The following is a 14792-nucleotide window of genomic DNA, read 5'->3' as shown; positions in this document are numbered from 1 at the left end:
AAACCGAGACGGCTGCCGCCTCACCCCCCGCGCGCGCTGGCCACGATCATCAACTCGCCCACGTTCTCGCGGGTGATGTAGCCCACCAGCGTGCCCTCGCGCCCGATCACCATCACCGCAGGCGCGCCGGTCTGCATCTTGGCCAGCGTACCGGTGAGCGGTTCGGTCAATTGCGCCAAGGGCAAGTCGCGTTCCATCACCTCGACCACCCGGGCGGGGCGCGGGCTTGCCTCCAGTGCGCGGTAGAGCGCGGCGCGGGTGAGCAGCCCCTCGAAACGCCCGGTCTCCGGGTCGACCACGGGAAACTCGTGCTGGGTGGTGCGGATCAGCGTGGTGGCGGCGAGGTCGAGGCTGTCGTCGGGGCGCAGGGTTTCATACTCGGTGATCATCGCGTCGCGTGCCAGCATGCCCCGGGCGAGCATCCGCATGGCATCGTCGGAGCGCTCGGCCCCGGCCGCGATGAAGACGAAGAAGGCGATCAGCAGCAGGAACGGGTTGCCCGCGACGAGGCCGAGGAGGCCCATCGCGAAAGCCAGCACCTGGCCCGCGGTTGCGGCCGCGCGGGTGGCCGCGGCGCGCCCGAGCGAGAGCGAGAGCACCGCCCGCAGCACCCGGCCGCCATCCATCGGGAAAGCGGGAATGAGGTTGAACACCGCGAGCACGAGATTGAGGATCGCCACCTGCGCCGGCAAAGAGGCGAGGGTGATCTCGGTGAAGGCCACGTCTGCCAGCCGCGCGGGGCCGAGGATCAGCGCCAGCACGAGGAAGATCACCACGTTCACCGCCGGGCCGGCGAGGGCGACGATGATTTCCTGCCCGGGCTTCTCGGGCATTTTTTCGAGCCGGGCGAGGCCGCCGATCGGCAGCAGCGTTACGTCCGGGGTGCGGATGCCGTAGCGGCGCGCGGTGAGGGCATGGCCGAATTCATGCGCGATGACGCAGGCAAAGAGGATCAGCACGTAAAGGATATAGATCGCGGCGGTGGTGGGTCCGCCTTGCAGCCAGCCGGTCGCGCCGATCCAGGTGATCAGCAGAAAGAAGGTGACATGCACCCTGAGTTCGCTGCCGAAGAGGTGGCCGATCGGAAAGGACCATGACATCTGGTTGCCCCCGCATGACAAGGGCGCGCAGGGGATCTGCACGCCCTTTCAACATGGAGACCGTCCGCCGGGGCCGCAAGCCTTTGCGCAAGGCGGCTGTTCAGAACGGGATTTCGTCGTCGAAACCGCCGGGGCCGCCCGCGCCGCCGCCACTGCTGCCGCCGCCGCCGGAGCCGCCCGAACCCGGGCCGCCCATATCGTCACCGCCGTAGCCGCCGTTGTTATCGCCATAGCCGCCGTCATTGCCGTAGTCGCCACCGCCACCACCGCCGCTGCGGCCGTCGAGCATCACCAGCGTGCCGCCGAATCCCTGCAGAACAACCTCGGTTGAATAGCGGTCTTGCCCGGACTGGTCTTGCCACTTTCGGGTTTGCAACTGGCCCTCGATATAGACCTTCGAGCCCTTGCGCAGGTATTGTTCGGCCACCCGCACCAGCCCTTCCTGGAAGATCGCGACCGAGTGCCACTCGGTCTTTTCGCGACGTTCGCCGGTGGTGCGATCCTTCCATGTCTCCGACGTGGCGATCCGCAGGTTGCAGACCTTGCCGCCGTTCTGGAAGGTGCGCACCTCCGGATCGCGGCCGAGATTGCCGACCAGAATGACCTTGTTGACCGACCCTGCCATGAGCCCCTCCGAATCTGTAAAATTGTCGTCATGGTTACATCACCCGACCACGGTGAAGGAAAGGTTAATTTCCGCCGAGGGGCCGGCGGGCGGCCTCTGGAGCTGACGCAGGCACTGGCGGCGCGCGAAAAATCGGTCTAATCTGTGCGCCAGTCACGCCCCGGGGGACTGCATGAAGCGCCTTGCCTTTGTCACCGCGATCCTGAGCCTTGCCAGCGTCGTTCCGGCCACGGCAGAAACCTTGTTTTCCTCGTCATCGGGCCGGTCCGGCTTCGATAATGCGCTCAAGGTGCTCGACGGGCGCGCGTCCGACCAGTACCGCCATTCGGCCCGGCTCACCCCGAACTACGACCCGGCTGCCCGCGACGGCGCGATTCCGCGTTACAGCGGCAAATACAAGGGTGAATATCTCGAAGCGGCAAGGCAGGCCGCGGGGCGGCATGGCATCCCGACCGACCTGTTCCTGCGCCTCGTGCAGCAGGAATCGGGCTGGAACGTGAAAGCCGAAAGCCACAAGGGCGCGATCGGTCTTGCCCAACTGATGCCCGACACCGCCGTGCGGCTCGGGGTGAACCCGCATGACCCATTGGAAAACCTCGACGGCGGCGCGCGGTATCTGCGGGCGCAATACGAGCGGTTCCGGTCATGGCGGCTGGCGCTTGCCGCCTATAACGCGGGCCCCGAAGCGGTGGTGAAGCACGACGGCATCCCGCCCTATGCCGAAACACAAGGCTACGTGACGGCGATCCTGGGCGGCTGAGACCGCCCGGGGATCCTGCCCTCAGACGTCCGACAGCTCTTTCTGGTGCATCCAGTCGGCATGGCGCGGTGCCTGCCGGGTGCGCGACCATTCCTCCAGCATGTCCCATTTCACCGCGTCGAGCTTTGCCAGCATCGCGTCTTCCTCGGGGTCCGGGCAGGCCAGCTCGACGCGGTGGCCGTTGGGGTCGAAGAAGTAGATCGAATGGAAGATCGAGTGATCTGTCACGCCCAGGACCTCGACGCCGTTCGCTTCGAGATGCTCCTTGAATTCAATGAGTTCATCCCGGTCTTTCACCTTGAAAGCAATGTGCTGGACCCAGACGGGGGTGTTTGGATCGCGGCCCATTTCGGGCTTGGTGGGCAGCTCGAAAAACGCCAGCACGTTGCCATTCCCGGCGTCGAGAAAGACATGCATGTAGGGATCGGGCTCGTGCGTGGAGGGCACGTGGTTTTCGGCGATCGCAAGGATGAAATCCATCCCGAGCATCTTGCCATACCATTCGACGGTTTGCTTGGCGTCCTTGCAGCGATAGGCGACGTGGTGGATCTGTTCGATTTTCATGTTTTTCGCGCTCCCTGACTGTGATCTGGCGATCATGCCCGATTACCGTTGCAAATGCAACGAAAATTACGAGGCAACACGGCACCATGTAGCGCGCGGGGACGCGTTGGGGGAACGGTCGGAAAAAAAGTCCTGTAGGAACGCAAGCTCCCGCGCCCTTGAAGGCACGGGCAAGCAGCGCCGCCTCAGGCGCCGCGGCGGAACTGCGACGGGCTGCGGCCGGTGTGCTGCGAGAACGCGCGGGTGAAATAGGCCGGCGAGGCGAAACCGAGGGCCCGGGCGATGTCTTTCACCGGCATGTGGGTTTCGGTCAGCAATCGCCGCGCCTCGTAATGCACCCGGTCGGCGAGGATGGCAGAGGCCGGGCGACCGCAAGCCTTGTTGCAGACCCGGCTGAGATGCGTCGGCGTGACACCGAGCACCTTGGCATAGTCGCGCACCGTCTTCGACGAGTGGAAATCCTGCTCCACCAGCGCGGTGAAGGCGGCGGCAAGGCGGGTGGTGGCGTCTTCGCGCGGGGCCTCGACCACGACATCGCCGATCTGGCGTTCGAGCCAGACCGAGAGCAACCCGGCGTGGCTTAGCAGCGCGCGTTCCGAAGCGGTTTCGCCGTTCTCCATTTCGGTCTGGATCGAGTCGATCAGCCGATTGAGTTCGATATGCTGTTCGGCGTCCGACAGACGCAGGTGCACCGGGTCTTCGGGCAGCGCCAGTTCCTGCTCCAGCCCCGGCGGGAACACCACGATCAAGCCGGCAACGGAATTGTTCATCTCGAAGCCGTGCATCGTGCCGGCGGGGATGAAGACGCAGTTGTGCGCGGTGTAGCCGGCGGTCTTGCCGTTGAGGGTGATCCGGCCCTGGCCACGGGTGAACCACAGGAACACCGGCGCGCCGTAGCTGCGCATCGCCTCGGTGCGCCATCGACCGCCTTTGGCAAGGCGGGCAAGAGGGAGAACGCGGAACGGGGAGGCGAAGGTTTGGGTCATGGGTGTGGCAGCTGTCCCTGTCGTGTTATCGGTTTGGTGGCGCGCACCCACCCTGCCTAGCCGATTCCGGGCGAAGTGTCGCGCATGTTATCCACAGGCAGCCGGGATTTGCTGTGGATAAGCTGTTTCCGAATCGTGACTGTCACCGTTCGGTCACAGTGGTGCCGCCGCCGCGACGGGGTGCCAATCGCGCATCCGGGCGCGAAACCAGGTGCGTTGGCGCTTGGCGTATTGCTGGCTCGCGATGACCGCGCGGGCGCGGGCGTCTTCGAGGTCGAGCCTGCCTTGCAGGTGGGCGATCAACTCGCGCGCGCCGATTGCCTTGGCCGAGGGCAGGGCCTCGGACCAGCCATCGAGATTGGCGCGGGCCTCGTCGAGCGCGCCCGCCGCCAGCATCGCGTCGAATCGCTTTTCGATCCGGGTGCGCAGCCAGTCGCGCGGGGCGTCGATCACCAGCGCCTGCGCCTTGTCGAGCGGCAGGAGCGGGGGCGGCGTGGCCGCCTGCCAGGCGGCGAGGCCCTGGCCGGTGGCGCGCTGCACCTCCCACGCGCGCTGCACCCGGACGGGGTTCAGCACGTCGATCCGGGCGGCGGTGGCGGGGTCGAGCTCGGCCAGCATCGCATCGGGGCCGTCGCGGGCGATCCGGGCATCGGCTTCGGCGCGCACCGCGTCGGGGGTGGCGGGGATCGCGGCAAGCCCCTCGGTGAGCGCGGAGAAATAGAGCCCGGTGCCGCCAACGATGATCGGGCGGGCGTCGGCTGTCAGCAGCGGGGCCACCTCGCGCAGCCAGTGGCCGACGGAATAGGCCCTGTCGCCGGGCACATGGCCATAGAGCGCGTGCGCCACCTCGGCCTCCTCGCCGGGCGAGGGTCTCGCGGTGAGCACGCGCCAGTTGGCGAAAACCTGGAGCGCGTCGGCGTTTACCACCACGCCGCCCTGCGCGCGCGCCACCGCCAGCGCCAGCGCGGATTTGCCGCTGGCGGTGGGCCCGGCGATCAGCACGGGCCGGGCGGGATCGAGGCGGGTGATATCGAAATCCATGCACGGTCCTTTCCGTCGCCAACATGGGACAGCCGGCGGCGCGCGCCAAGCCCTGGGCGGCATTCGCGCCTTGCTCCCGAGCGGGTTTTCCGACATCTTGCCGCGAAATCCCAAACGCATGGCTGGACGATGACCGAGAGCGACACCCCGAGCGACATTCCCCGCACAAGATACAAGCGCGTCATGCTGAAAATCTCGGGCGAGGCGCTGATGGGGGATCAGGGCTACGGGCTGCACCCGCCGACGGTCCAGCGCATCGCCCGCGAGGTGCAGAGCGTGCACGAGATGGGGGTGGAGATCTGCATGGTGATCGGCGGCGGCAACATCTTTCGCGGGCTTCAGGGCTCGGCGCAGGGGATGGAGCGCACCACCGCCGACTACATGGGCATGCTCGCCACGGTGATGAACGCACTGGCGATGCAATCGGCGCTGGAGGGGCTGGGGGTGTTCACCCGGGTGATCTCGGCGATCCGGATGGACGAGGTCTGCGAACCCTACATTCGCCGCCGCGCGGTGCGCCACCTTGAGAAGAAACGCGTGGTGATCTTTGCCGCGGGCACCGGCAACCCCTATTTCACCACCGACACGGCGGCCACGCTGCGGGCCTCGGAAATGGCCTGCGAGGCAATTTTCAAGGGCACGAAGGTCGATGGTGTCTACGACAAGGACCCGGCCAGGCACGACGATGCCGTGCGCTACGAGCGGGTCAGTTTCGACGAGGCTCTGGCCAAACGGCTCGGGGTGATGGACGCGTCCGCCATCGCGCTGGCGCGCGACAACCACCTGCCGATCATCGTCTTCAGCCTCGACGAGCCGGGCGGCTTTCGCGGCATCCTCTCCGGCGAGGGCACCTACACAACCGTTTCCGGATAGGCGGCAAGGACAGGCGCCTTGGCGCATTCCCGCCACCATGCCGCGAAGTGCGGTGGAAAACCTCGCGCAACCCTATACAAATCCGTGAAGTTGCGGCTATACCACGTCGAACGCGCGTGAGCCGCCAGCAAGAAGGGCAGACCCATGGCCGATCAGGAATTCGAGCTTGACCTCGACGATCTCGAGCGCCGGATGAAAGGCGCGCTAGAAGCCTTGAAACATGAATTCGCCAGCCTGCGCACTGGCCGGGCCTCGGCCACGATGGTGGAGCCGATCCACGTCGATGCCTACGGCGCACTGACCCCGATCAACCAGGTCGGCACGGTGAACGTGCCCGAGCCGCGGATGGTGACGATCAACGTCTGGGACAAGTCGCTGGTCAACAAGGTCGAGAAGGCGATCATGGAATCGGGGCTGGGGATCAACCCGCAGACCAACGGCACGATCATCATGCTGCCGATCCCGGAGTTGAACGAGGAACGCCGCCGCGAGTTGACCAAGGTTGCCGCGCAATATGCCGAACACGCCCGGGTGGCCGTGCGCAACGTGCGTCACCACGGCATGGACCAGATCAAGAAGAACAAGGACGGCATGAGCGAAGACGACCAGAAGTTCTGGCAGGATTCGATTCAGGAATTGACTGACAGTTTTGTTGCCAAGGTCGACAAGATGCTCGACCATAAGCAGGAAGAGATTATGCAGGTTTGAGGCTGATTGGCCCGATCTGCGCGAGGAGAGCGATTTGATCAAGCGCGCGCGTAACAAGTCAGACCCGAGTGAAGTGACGACGTTGGTTGATGCCAGCAGCGGTCCGCGTCACGTTGCCATCATCATGGATGGCAACGGCCGCTGGGCACAGAGCCGGGGGCGGCCGCGGCTGTTTGGCCACCACGCCGGGGCCAAGCGGGTGCGCGAGATCGTCGAGGCCTGCCCGGACCTCGGGGTGGAATACCTTACGATCTTCGCCTTCTCGACCGAGAACTGGAAACGCACGCAAACCGAGGTGGCCGGGCTGATGAGCCTGTTTCGCCGCTACATCACCAGCCAGGCGCGCGATCTCAAGGACAACGGCGTGCGGGTCCGCTTCATCGGTGACCGGGTGAAGCTGGAAGCGAGCCTGATCAAGATGATGGACGACCTCGAGGCGCTGACCGCGGATAATACCCGCGTTCACCTCACCGTTGCGATCAACTACGGCGGGCGCGACGAGGTGGCGCGGGCGACCAAGCGGCTGGCGCAGGACGTTGCGGCGGGCAAGCTTGACCCGGATGGGATCGACGAGGAAACCCTGCCGAAATACCTCGATACCTGCCTGCTGCCCGATCCCGACCTGGTGATCCGCACCAGCGGTGAGGCGCGGATTTCCAACTTCCTGCTCTGGCAGTCGGCCTATGCCGAATACGAGTTCATCGAAACCCTCTGGCCCGATTTCAGCCCCGAGGTGTTTGCCGGGGTGGTGGAAGGTTACGCCGGGCGCGACCGCCGCTATGGCGGAGTCAGGAATGCCTGAAAAGGCATCCGCCTGGGCGGATCTTTCCACCCGCATCCTCTCGGCCGTGGTCATGCTCGCCGTCGCCGTTCTGGCGCTGATGACAGGGCCGCTCGGCTGGAGCCTGTTCGTGCTGGCGGTCAGTTTCGTGATGTTCTGGGAGTTGGCGGCGCTGTGTGAGCCGGGGATCGCGCCGGTGCGGCGTTTCTCGCTGACCTTCGCCCCGGTGCTGCTGCCCGGCGCACTCACGGTGGCGCTGGCCGGCGGATTCGCAGTGCCGCCGCCATCGCCGGCGGACGCCGAAACTGGGGGGATGCTGTTGCGCGCGCTGGCAGGGCTGGGCGCGGGGCTCGCGCTGGTCATCCTCGCCGGCGCTGTCAACCTGCGCTCCGGGCGGCTGATCTGGGCAGGCTATGCGCCGATGGCGCTGATCGGCGCGCTCTATCTTGTCTTTGCCTTGCAGGAATTCGGCGTGATCGGCGTGGCGATCCTCGTCGCCATCGTCGCGATCTCCGACATCCTTGGCTATTTCGCCGGACGGCTGATCGGCGGGCCGAAGTTCTGGCCACGCGTCAGCCCGAAAAAAACCTGGTCGGGCACCGTCGCGGGCTGGATCGGCGCAGGGCTGTTCGGGGCGCTGATGTTTCAGGCCCAGGGCGCGGCGCTGCTGGGGGCCGGGGCGGCCATCGGGCTCGCCTTCGCCGGGCAAATGGGCGACATCGCCGAGAGCGCGATCAAGCGGCGGGCCGGGGTCAAGGACAGCTCCCGCCTGATCCCCGGCCACGGCGGCTTTCTCGACCGGCTCGACGCGCTGGTGGCCGCGGCCGCGCTTGCCGGTATCCTGACCTTCTCCTATCTGGCCTGGAGCGCATGACCCGACGTATTTCCATATTCGGCGCCACCGGCTCGATCGGTGAAAGCACCATCGACCTGATCGAACGCGATCCCGACGCCTATGACGTGGTGGCGCTGACCGGGGGCCACAACGTCGCCCGGCTGGCCGAACAGGCCAGAGCGCTCAGGGCAGATCTTGCCGTGACGGCGCACGAGGAAAACCTGCCCGAATTGCGCGAGCGACTCGCGGGGACCGGCATCGAAGCTTCGGCGGGGATCACGGCGATCGAGGAGGCAGCGCGCCGGCCGGCCGACTGGGTGATGAGCGCCATCGTCGGGGCGGCGGGACTTCCGCCGGGGCTCGCCGCGCTGGAGGCGGGCGCGACACTTGCCCTTGCCAACAAGGAAAGCCTGGTGACCGCCGGGCCACTGGTTCTGGCGACGGCCGAGAAACACGGCGCGCGGCTTCTGCCGGTCGACAGCGAGCATTCGGCGGTGTTCCAGGGGCTGGTGGGCGAGGACATCGCCGCGGTGGAGCGGATCATCATCACCGCCTCGGGCGGTGCCTTCCGGGACTGGCCGATCGAAAAGCTCGCCGAGGCAACGCTGGCGCAGGCCTCGTGTCACCCGAACTGGGACATGGGCCAGCGGATCACCATCGACAGCGCCTCGATGTTCAACAAGGCGCTGGAACTGATCGAAACAAAAGAGTTTTTCGGTGTTTCGCCCGACAAGATCGAGGTGCTCGTGCATCCGCAATCGCTGGTCCATGCGCTGGTCGGCTTCAACGATGGCGCCTTGATGGCCCACGTCGGCCCGGCCGACATGCGGCACGCCATCGGCTACGCGCTGCACTGGCCCGAGCGGCGCCACGTGCCGGTTGACCGGCTCGATCTCGGGCAGATCGGCAATCTCGAGTTTCGCCACCCCGACGAGCGCCGCTGGCCCGCGCTCAGGCTTGCCCGCGAGGTCATGGCCGAGGGCGGGCTTGCGGGGGCCGCGTTCAACGCCGCCAAGGAGGCGGCGCTCGACGGGTTCATCGCGGGGCGGATCAACTTCGTGCGGATGTCGGAGGTGGTCGAGGAGGTGCTCACGCGCTTGTCAGTCGACCGCAGCCTTATTCATGCCGAGATTACCCTTGATAACGTGCGCGCGGTGGACGACATGGCGCGGATGACCGCACGCAACATCATCGAGACCGGGACGTGAACCCGGCACACAGGAGGCATTCGTGGATCTGGCAGGCCTGATTCCGTCATTCGGCAACCTCGCGCTGACCATCGTCGCGTTCCTTCTGGCGCTGATCCCGATCGTCTTCGTGCACGAGTTCGGCCACTACATCGTCGGGCGCTGGTCGGGGATCAAGGCCGACGTGTTTTCCATCGGCGCAGGCCCGGTGCTGGTCAGCCGGACCGACAAGCGCGGCACGCGCTGGCAGATCGCGGCGCTGCCGATCGGCGGCTACGTGCGGTTTCACGGCGACGCCAACGCCGCCTCCGGCTCGGCTGACGAATCCGCGCTGAGCGTCATGGACAAAGCTGAACGCCGCGCGACCCTGCACGGCGCGCCGCTCTGGGCGCGCTCGGCCACGGTGGCGGCGGGACCGTTGATCAACTTCCTGTTCTCGGCGGTGATCTTCACGGTGATGGCGTTCTGGACCGGGGTGGCGTCCGATCCGCTCACGGTGGCCGAGCTCAAGCCGGTGGCGGGCGTCGAGGGCACGCTGCAACCGGGCGACGAGATCCTCGCGATCGCGGGCCGCGAAACCCCTGCGCTCGAGGAATTCGGCGCTTTCGTCGAAGACCTGCCGCAGCAAAGCCCGCTGGACTGGACGGTGCGCCGCGATGGCGTCGAGACACGGATCTCGACGCTGCATCCCTATCCGCCGCTCGTCGATAGCGTGAACCCGCAGTCGGCGGCCTCCGACGCCGGTCTTCGGGCGGGCGACCTGATCGAAACCATCGATGGCCAGCCGGTGGCAACCTTCGCCGAATTGCGCGAGATCGTCGGCGGCGGCGACGGCGCGGCGCTGGCGCTCGGGATCAACCGCGGCGGCGAGCGGATCGACCTCACGCTCGAGCCGCGTCGGGTCGACCTGCCGCTGAGCGATGGCAGCTACGAGACCCGCTGGCTGATCGGCATCAGCGGCGGGCTGGTGTTCGAGCCGGCGACCGACCGGCCGGGGATCATCGAAGCGGTCTCGGCGGGGGCAGGGCAGGTGAGCTATATCATCCGGGCCTCGCTCTCGGGGATCTGGCACATGGTTACCGGCGCGATCTCGTCGTGCAACCTGCGTGGGGTCATCACCATTGCCGACACGTCCGGCGAAGTGGCGAGCCAGGGTGTGAGCAACTTCATCTGGTTTGTCGCCGTGCTGTCGACCGCGATCGGGCTTCTCAACCTGTTCCCGATTCCGGTGCTCGATGGCGGGCATCTGATGTTCCACGCCTGGGAGGCGCTCACCGGACGGGCACCGTCCGACAAGGTGCTGAACCTGCTCACCATGATCGGGCTCGCGCTGGTGCTGGGAATCATGATGCTGGGGCTGTTCAACGATCTGACCTGCTGACCCACCGGCCGAATCCCCGATGGCTGCCGCGAAAATGCCGCATTTCGGCGTTGCTGCCGTCACAATCCCCACCGAAAATGCAAGCGTGACCGAAACGCCTACCGGAGTTGAGTGATGGAACACGTCGAGCAGGGTTATCGCGGCCTCTCTCTCCTTATGAACCTCAATTGGGACCGGCTGCTTTACGGCGGCACCATCGCTTTCGCGCTGGTCGCAGGCTCCTTCGTCGGCAACCTGCTGAACTGAGGCGCGGCGCGGGCCGGATCGACACCCGACACCTCCATCGACCAATACCATGGGCGCGCGGCAACAGCCTGCGCGCCTTTCTCGTGAGACGCTTTGACTCGCGCGCCCTTTCCCGGTATCGACACAAGGGACTGGGATGTCTGTGTGGATGACAACAACATGACGTATGACGAGCGGCACGTCGAAGCCCGTAAAACGCTTCTCTCCACCTCTGTTTTCAAGCCGGCGGCGATGGCCGTTTTTCTCGGTTTTTCAGCGGCTTCGCTCGCTGTTCCGGGGGCGGCGCAGGCGCAGAGCTATGCTTTCAATTCGGTGCAGATCGAAGGCCTCGACACGATTCAGGCCAGTACCGTGATGAGCTATCTCGGATTCGGCCGGGGCGAGCAGGTGAGCGCGGGCGAGTTGAACGACGCCTATCAACGCCTCGTGGGATCGGGTCTGTTCGACAAGGTCGAGATCAGCCCGCGTGGTGGCACGCTGGTGGTCAAGGTCACCGAGTTTCCGCTGATCAACCGGATCAACATCGAGGGCAACAAGCGGCTCAAGGACGACGAGTTGCTGGAACTGCTGCAATCGCGGGCCCGCTACGTGTTCAACCCGGCCGTGGCCGAGCGCGACGCGCAGGCCATTGCCGAGGCTTACGGCGACCAGGGCCGGCTCGCCGCCCAGGTCACGCCGCGGATCATTCGCCGTCCGCAAAACCGCGTTGACCTCGTGTTCGAGGTGGTCGAGGGCAAGAACTCCGATATCGAGCGTATCACCTTCACCGGCAACCGCGCCTATTCCGATGGTCGTTTGCGCCGGGTGATCGAATCGAAACAGGCGGGCATCCTGCGCTTCCTGATCTCCAACGACACCTTCGATCCCGACCGGATCGAGTTCGACAAGCAACTGCTGGCGGATTTCTACGCCTCGCGCGGCTACGTCGATTTCGACGCGGTCGCAGTCACCTCCGAGGTGCCGGCGCAGGAAGATGGGTTCTTCGTCAGCTACGAGATCCGCGAAGGCCAGAAATTCAGCTTTGGCGAGATCACCACGGTTTCGGAAGTCGACGGGATCGATCCGGCGGCCTTCGAGGATCTGGCCCGGATCGGCAGCGGCAGCACCTATAACCCGGCAGTGGTCGAACGCGCGATTGCGCGGATGGAAAAGGAAGCGCAACAGCAGGGCTTCGGCTTTGTCCGCGTGGATCCCCGGGTGACCCGCAACGAACGCGAAGGCACGCTCGACATCGCCTTCGCCATTGTCCGCGGCCCGCGTATCGTCGTCGAGCGGATCGACATCGAGGGCAACGAAACCACGCTCGACCGGGTGGTGCGCAGCCAGTTCACAACCGTCGAGGGCGACCCGTTCAACCCGCGCGCGATCCGTGCGGCGGCCGAGCGGATCCGGGCGCTGGGATATTTCGCCAATGTCGACGTGCAGGCCCGCGAAGGGTCGGCACCGGATAGCGTGGTCGTCGATGTCGACCTCGAGGAGCAGGGCACCGGCTCGTTCTCGGTCGGCGGCACCTATGCCCTGGGCGACGGGATCGGCTTCATGCTGTCGTTCTCCGAGCGCAACTTCCTCGGCCGGGGGCAATACCTGAGCCTCGAGTTCGCCGGCGGCCTCGACAAGCGCACCTACAGCTTCGCCTTTGCCGAGCCGGCCCTGTTTGGCCGCGATCTGCGCCTTGGCCTCAACGCCTCCTACAACGAGACGACCTGGGCCAGCGGCTTGTTCGACACCCGCCGCGGGGTTCTGACCCCCTCGCTGGAGTTCCCGCTCAGCGAAACCGGGCGGGTCAGGGTGCGCGCCAGCGGCGAACTGACCGATATCCTGAATTATACCGGCACCTCGGCAATCATCGCCGCGGAAGAGGCGCGCGGGCTGCAGATCGGCGGCGGCGCGGGCTTCACCTATTCCTTTGATACCCGCCGCAACGGCTTGGAAAGCCCGAGCTTCTTCTTCGCACAGGTGTCTGGCGATGTCGGCGGGCTCGGGGCCGACAACCAGTTCGTGAAAACCACGGCGCTGGCGAATTTCACCACCAAGGCACTGAACGAGGACGTCACCCTCTCGGCCACGGTCGAGGGCGGGGCGCTGGTCAGCGTTGGTGGCGCGGGATCGCGGGTTGTCGACCGGTTCATGATGAACCCAGACCAGCTTCTCGGCTTCGCCAGCTATGGGCAGGGCCCGCGCGATCTGACCGCGGCCGACGACGATGCCCTCGGTGGCAATTACTTCGGTGCCGCGCGTCTTGAAGCGCAATTCCCGCTCGGTCTGCCGGAAGAATACAATATCTCGGGCGGTGTGTTCGGCCATGTCGGCTCGGTCTGGGGTCTCGATTCTTCGCCCGGTGTGGATGACACGTTCCACCTGCGTGCCTCGGTCGGGGCGGCGATCTACTGGGATACGCCGATCGGCCCGCTGCGGTTCTCCTATGCCTACCCGGTGAGGAAGCAGGCTTATGACATCGAGCAGCGCTTCGGCGTGTCGATCTCGACGGGCTTCTGAGCGGCCGCCGACGATGGCTGGCGGGGTGGCCCTTTTCCGCGTCCTGGTATTCGGGCTTGTGCTTGCGCTCTCGCTGCCGGTGACGGCGGGGGCGCAGTCGCTCGGCCGTGTGATCTCACCGATCCTGACCATCGACCGCGAGCGGCTGTTCTCGGAATCTGCCTTCGGTCGGCGCGTCAACCGCGAGCTGGAGGCGGCGTCGAGCGCGATGGCGGCCGAGACACGCCGGATCGAGGCGGCGCTGGAGGAGGAAGAGCTCAGGCTCACCGAACAGCGTGAGACGATGGAACCGGAGGCGTTTCGCGAACTGGCCCGGGAATTCGATGAGAAGGTTCAGTCGCTGCGCCGCGAACGCGAGATGGCGGAAGACAACCTGCGGCGGCAGATCGAGGCGGCGCAGGCCGACTTTTTCGAGCGCGTCGGCCCGATTCTGGGTGAGATCGTCCGTGAGCGGGGCGCGGTATTGATCATAGACCGGCGCGCAATCCTGCTGACGGCGGCGGATATCGACATCACCGACGATGCCATTGCCCGGTCGGATTCCGTGCTCGGCGATGGCGACAACACGGCGCCGGCGCCGGTTGAACCCGAGGTCGACCCCGAGGCGCCGCTCGACATCATCCCAGCCCCAGCCCCCGTTGCGCCCGCCGAAGAGTGAACTTGCGCCCGTTTTCGAGGAGACTTCCATGACCGACGTGCCCACCACGGCCGATATCGAGCTGATCAAGCGCTGCATTCCGCACCGCTACCCGTTTCTCTTCGTCGACCGGGTTGAGGAGATCGTTGCCAACGAAAGCGCCGTGGGGATCAAGATGGTCACCGTCAACGAGCCGCATTTCCAGGGCCATTTCCCCTCGGCACCGATCATGCCGGGGGTCACCATCGTCGAGGCGATGGCGCAGACCAGCGCGGTGATGGTGGCCCTCAGCCTCGATCTGGTGGGCAAGAACGCGCTGGTCTATTTCATGGGCATCGACGGGGTGAAGTTCCGCCGCAAGGTGGTGCCGGGCGACGTGCTCAGGATGGAGATCACCACGCTGCGCGGCGGCCCGGGCTCGAAGGTCTGGAAGTTCTCGGGCAAGGCGACGGTGGATGGGCAGGTTGCCTGCCAGGCCGAGTTCTCGGCGATGATCGACCTCGCGGGCGGGGCCTGAGGCCCGCGCGCACCGGAGCCGGGCCGGCACCGCACCCGTGCCCTCGCCCGGAGCG

16 protein-coding genes are annotated in these 14792 nt (G+C 66.0%); 11 read left to right on the top strand and 5 right to left on the bottom strand.

Features of this window, described 5'->3' with window-relative positions; all coding sequences use genetic code 11:
* Positions 1–20: 20 nt before the first annotated feature.
* Complete coding sequence (locus tag B9Y97_RS17210) at positions 21–1100, bottom strand: site-2 protease family protein (protein WP_085527903.1); 1080 nt, start codon at positions 1098–1100, stop codon at positions 21–23.
* A gap of 100 nt (positions 1101–1200) precedes the next feature.
* Positions 1201–1725, bottom strand: a complete 525-nt coding sequence (gene ssb, locus B9Y97_RS17205) for a single-stranded DNA-binding protein (protein WP_085527902.1) — start codon at positions 1723–1725, stop codon at positions 1201–1203.
* 172 nt (positions 1726–1897) lie between these two features.
* On the opposite strand from ssb, the gene B9Y97_RS17200 reads away from it, so the two are divergent.
* Complete coding sequence (locus B9Y97_RS17200; RefSeq protein WP_085527901.1) at positions 1898–2485, top strand: lytic transglycosylase domain-containing protein; 588 nt, start codon at positions 1898–1900, stop codon at positions 2483–2485.
* A gap of 21 nt (positions 2486–2506) precedes the next feature.
* On the opposite strand, the gene B9Y97_RS17195 is transcribed toward B9Y97_RS17200, so the two are convergent.
* The 3 genes from B9Y97_RS17195 to miaA all read right to left on the bottom strand — a co-directional run bounded on the left by B9Y97_RS17195 (position 2507) and on the right by miaA (position 5076).
* Positions 2507–3049, bottom strand: coding sequence for a VOC family protein (locus B9Y97_RS17195; protein ID WP_085527900.1), 543 nt, complete (start codon positions 3047–3049; stop codon positions 2507–2509).
* A 185-nt stretch (positions 3050–3234) separates the two neighbouring features.
* Positions 3235–3954, bottom strand: a complete 720-nt coding sequence (locus tag B9Y97_RS17190; protein WP_254900954.1) for an AraC family transcriptional regulator — start codon at positions 3952–3954, stop codon at positions 3235–3237.
* 234 nt (positions 3955–4188) lie between these two features.
* The gene (gene miaA / locus B9Y97_RS17185) at positions 4189–5076 is read right to left on the bottom strand and encodes a tRNA (adenosine(37)-N6)-dimethylallyltransferase MiaA (RefSeq protein ID WP_085527898.1); all 888 of its coding nucleotides are present in this window, start codon (positions 5074–5076) and stop codon (positions 4189–4191) included.
* A 129-nt stretch (positions 5077–5205) separates the two neighbouring features.
* Here miaA and pyrH point away from each other — a divergent pair, with 129 nt between their 5' ends.
* The 10 genes from pyrH to fabZ all read left to right on the top strand — a co-directional run bounded on the left by pyrH (position 5206) and on the right by fabZ (position 14737).
* Positions 5206–5949 carry a UMP kinase gene (gene pyrH, locus B9Y97_RS17180; protein WP_085527897.1) on the top strand — a complete coding sequence of 248 codons (744 nt, stop codon included), beginning with the start codon at positions 5206–5208 and terminating at the stop codon, positions 5947–5949.
* Between the two features lie 144 nt (positions 5950–6093).
* Complete coding sequence (frr, locus tag B9Y97_RS17175; RefSeq protein WP_085527896.1) at positions 6094–6657, top strand: ribosome recycling factor; 564 nt, start codon at positions 6094–6096, stop codon at positions 6655–6657.
* Positions 6658–6730: 73 nt separating this feature from the next.
* The gene (gene uppS / locus B9Y97_RS17170) at positions 6731–7459 is read left to right on the top strand and encodes a polyprenyl diphosphate synthase (RefSeq protein WP_254900984.1); all 729 of its coding nucleotides are present in this window, start codon (positions 6731–6733) and stop codon (positions 7457–7459) included.
* Positions 7452–8312, top strand: coding sequence for a phosphatidate cytidylyltransferase (locus tag B9Y97_RS17165; RefSeq protein WP_085527895.1), 861 nt, complete (start codon positions 7452–7454; stop codon positions 8310–8312). Before uppS ends, B9Y97_RS17165 begins: the two co-directional genes overlap by 8 nt.
* Positions 8309–9481 (top strand): 1-deoxy-D-xylulose-5-phosphate reductoisomerase, encoded by a 1173-nt coding sequence (dxr, locus tag B9Y97_RS17160; protein ID WP_085527894.1) that lies wholly within the window; start codon positions 8309–8311, stop codon positions 9479–9481. The genes B9Y97_RS17165 and dxr overlap by 4 nt, the downstream gene beginning before the upstream one ends.
* Positions 9482–9503: 22 nt before the next feature.
* Complete coding sequence (gene rseP, locus B9Y97_RS17155; RefSeq protein ID WP_085527893.1) at positions 9504–10841, top strand: RIP metalloprotease RseP; 1338 nt, start codon at positions 9504–9506, stop codon at positions 10839–10841.
* 114 nt (positions 10842–10955) lie between these two features.
* Complete coding sequence (locus tag B9Y97_RS18400; protein WP_254900953.1) at positions 10956–11087, top strand: hypothetical protein; 132 nt, start codon at positions 10956–10958, stop codon at positions 11085–11087.
* 144 nt (positions 11088–11231) lie between these two features.
* A complete protein-coding gene (gene bamA / locus B9Y97_RS17150) occupies positions 11232–13583 on the top strand; it encodes an outer membrane protein assembly factor BamA (protein WP_369596654.1) in 2352 nt (783 codons plus the stop codon).
* A 13-nt stretch (positions 13584–13596) separates the two neighbouring features.
* Positions 13597–14241, top strand: a complete 645-nt coding sequence (locus B9Y97_RS17145) for an OmpH/Skp family outer membrane protein (RefSeq protein ID WP_085527892.1) — start codon at positions 13597–13599, stop codon at positions 14239–14241.
* Positions 14242–14269: 28 nt separating this feature from the next.
* Positions 14270–14737, top strand: coding sequence for a 3-hydroxyacyl-ACP dehydratase FabZ (gene fabZ, locus B9Y97_RS17140; protein WP_085527891.1), 468 nt, complete (start codon positions 14270–14272; stop codon positions 14735–14737).
* The last annotated feature ends 55 nt before the right edge of the window (positions 14738–14792 follow it).

Origin of the sequence: Maritimibacter sp. HL-12 (genome assembly GCF_900177545.1) — a bacterium.
Taxonomy (GTDB): Bacteria; Pseudomonadota; Alphaproteobacteria; order Rhodobacterales; family Rhodobacteraceae; genus Sinisalibacter.
The sequence above is the reverse complement of the archived record's forward strand: the minus strand, read 5'-3'. Positions and strand labels throughout refer to the sequence as shown.

Excerpts from the sequence above, each read along its gene's own strand:
- B9Y97_RS17210 (WP_085527903.1), bottom strand. The coding sequence starts at position 1,100 with ATGTCATGGTCCTTTCCGATCGGCCACCTCTTCGGCAGCGAACTCAGG.
- ssb (WP_085527902.1), bottom strand. The coding sequence starts at position 1,725 with ATGGCAGGGTCGGTCAACAAGGTCATTCTGGTCGGCAATCTCGGCCGC.
- B9Y97_RS17200 (WP_085527901.1), top strand. The coding sequence starts at position 1,898 with ATGAAGCGCCTTGCCTTTGTCACCGCGATCCTGAGCCTTGCCAGCGTC.
- B9Y97_RS17195 (WP_085527900.1), bottom strand. The coding sequence starts at position 3,049 with ATGAAAATCGAACAGATCCACCACGTCGCCTATCGCTGCAAGGACGCC.
- B9Y97_RS17190 (WP_254900954.1), bottom strand. The coding sequence starts at position 3,954 with ATGCGCAGCTACGGCGCGCCGGTGTTCCTGTGGTTCACCCGTGGCCAG.
- miaA (WP_085527898.1), bottom strand. The coding sequence starts at position 5,076 with ATGGATTTCGATATCACCCGCCTCGATCCCGCCCGGCCCGTGCTGATC.
- pyrH (WP_085527897.1), top strand. The coding sequence starts at position 5,206 with ATGACCGAGAGCGACACCCCGAGCGACATTCCCCGCACAAGATACAAG.
- frr (WP_085527896.1), top strand. The coding sequence starts at position 6,094 with ATGGCCGATCAGGAATTCGAGCTTGACCTCGACGATCTCGAGCGCCGG.
- B9Y97_RS17165 (WP_085527895.1), top strand. The coding sequence starts at position 7,452 with ATGCCTGAAAAGGCATCCGCCTGGGCGGATCTTTCCACCCGCATCCTC.
- dxr (WP_085527894.1), top strand. The coding sequence starts at position 8,309 with ATGACCCGACGTATTTCCATATTCGGCGCCACCGGCTCGATCGGTGAA.
- B9Y97_RS18400 (WP_254900953.1), top strand. The coding sequence starts at position 10,956 with ATGGAACACGTCGAGCAGGGTTATCGCGGCCTCTCTCTCCTTATGAAC.
- B9Y97_RS17145 (WP_085527892.1), top strand. The coding sequence starts at position 13,597 with ATGGCTGGCGGGGTGGCCCTTTTCCGCGTCCTGGTATTCGGGCTTGTG.
- fabZ (WP_085527891.1), top strand. The coding sequence starts at position 14,270 with ATGACCGACGTGCCCACCACGGCCGATATCGAGCTGATCAAGCGCTGC.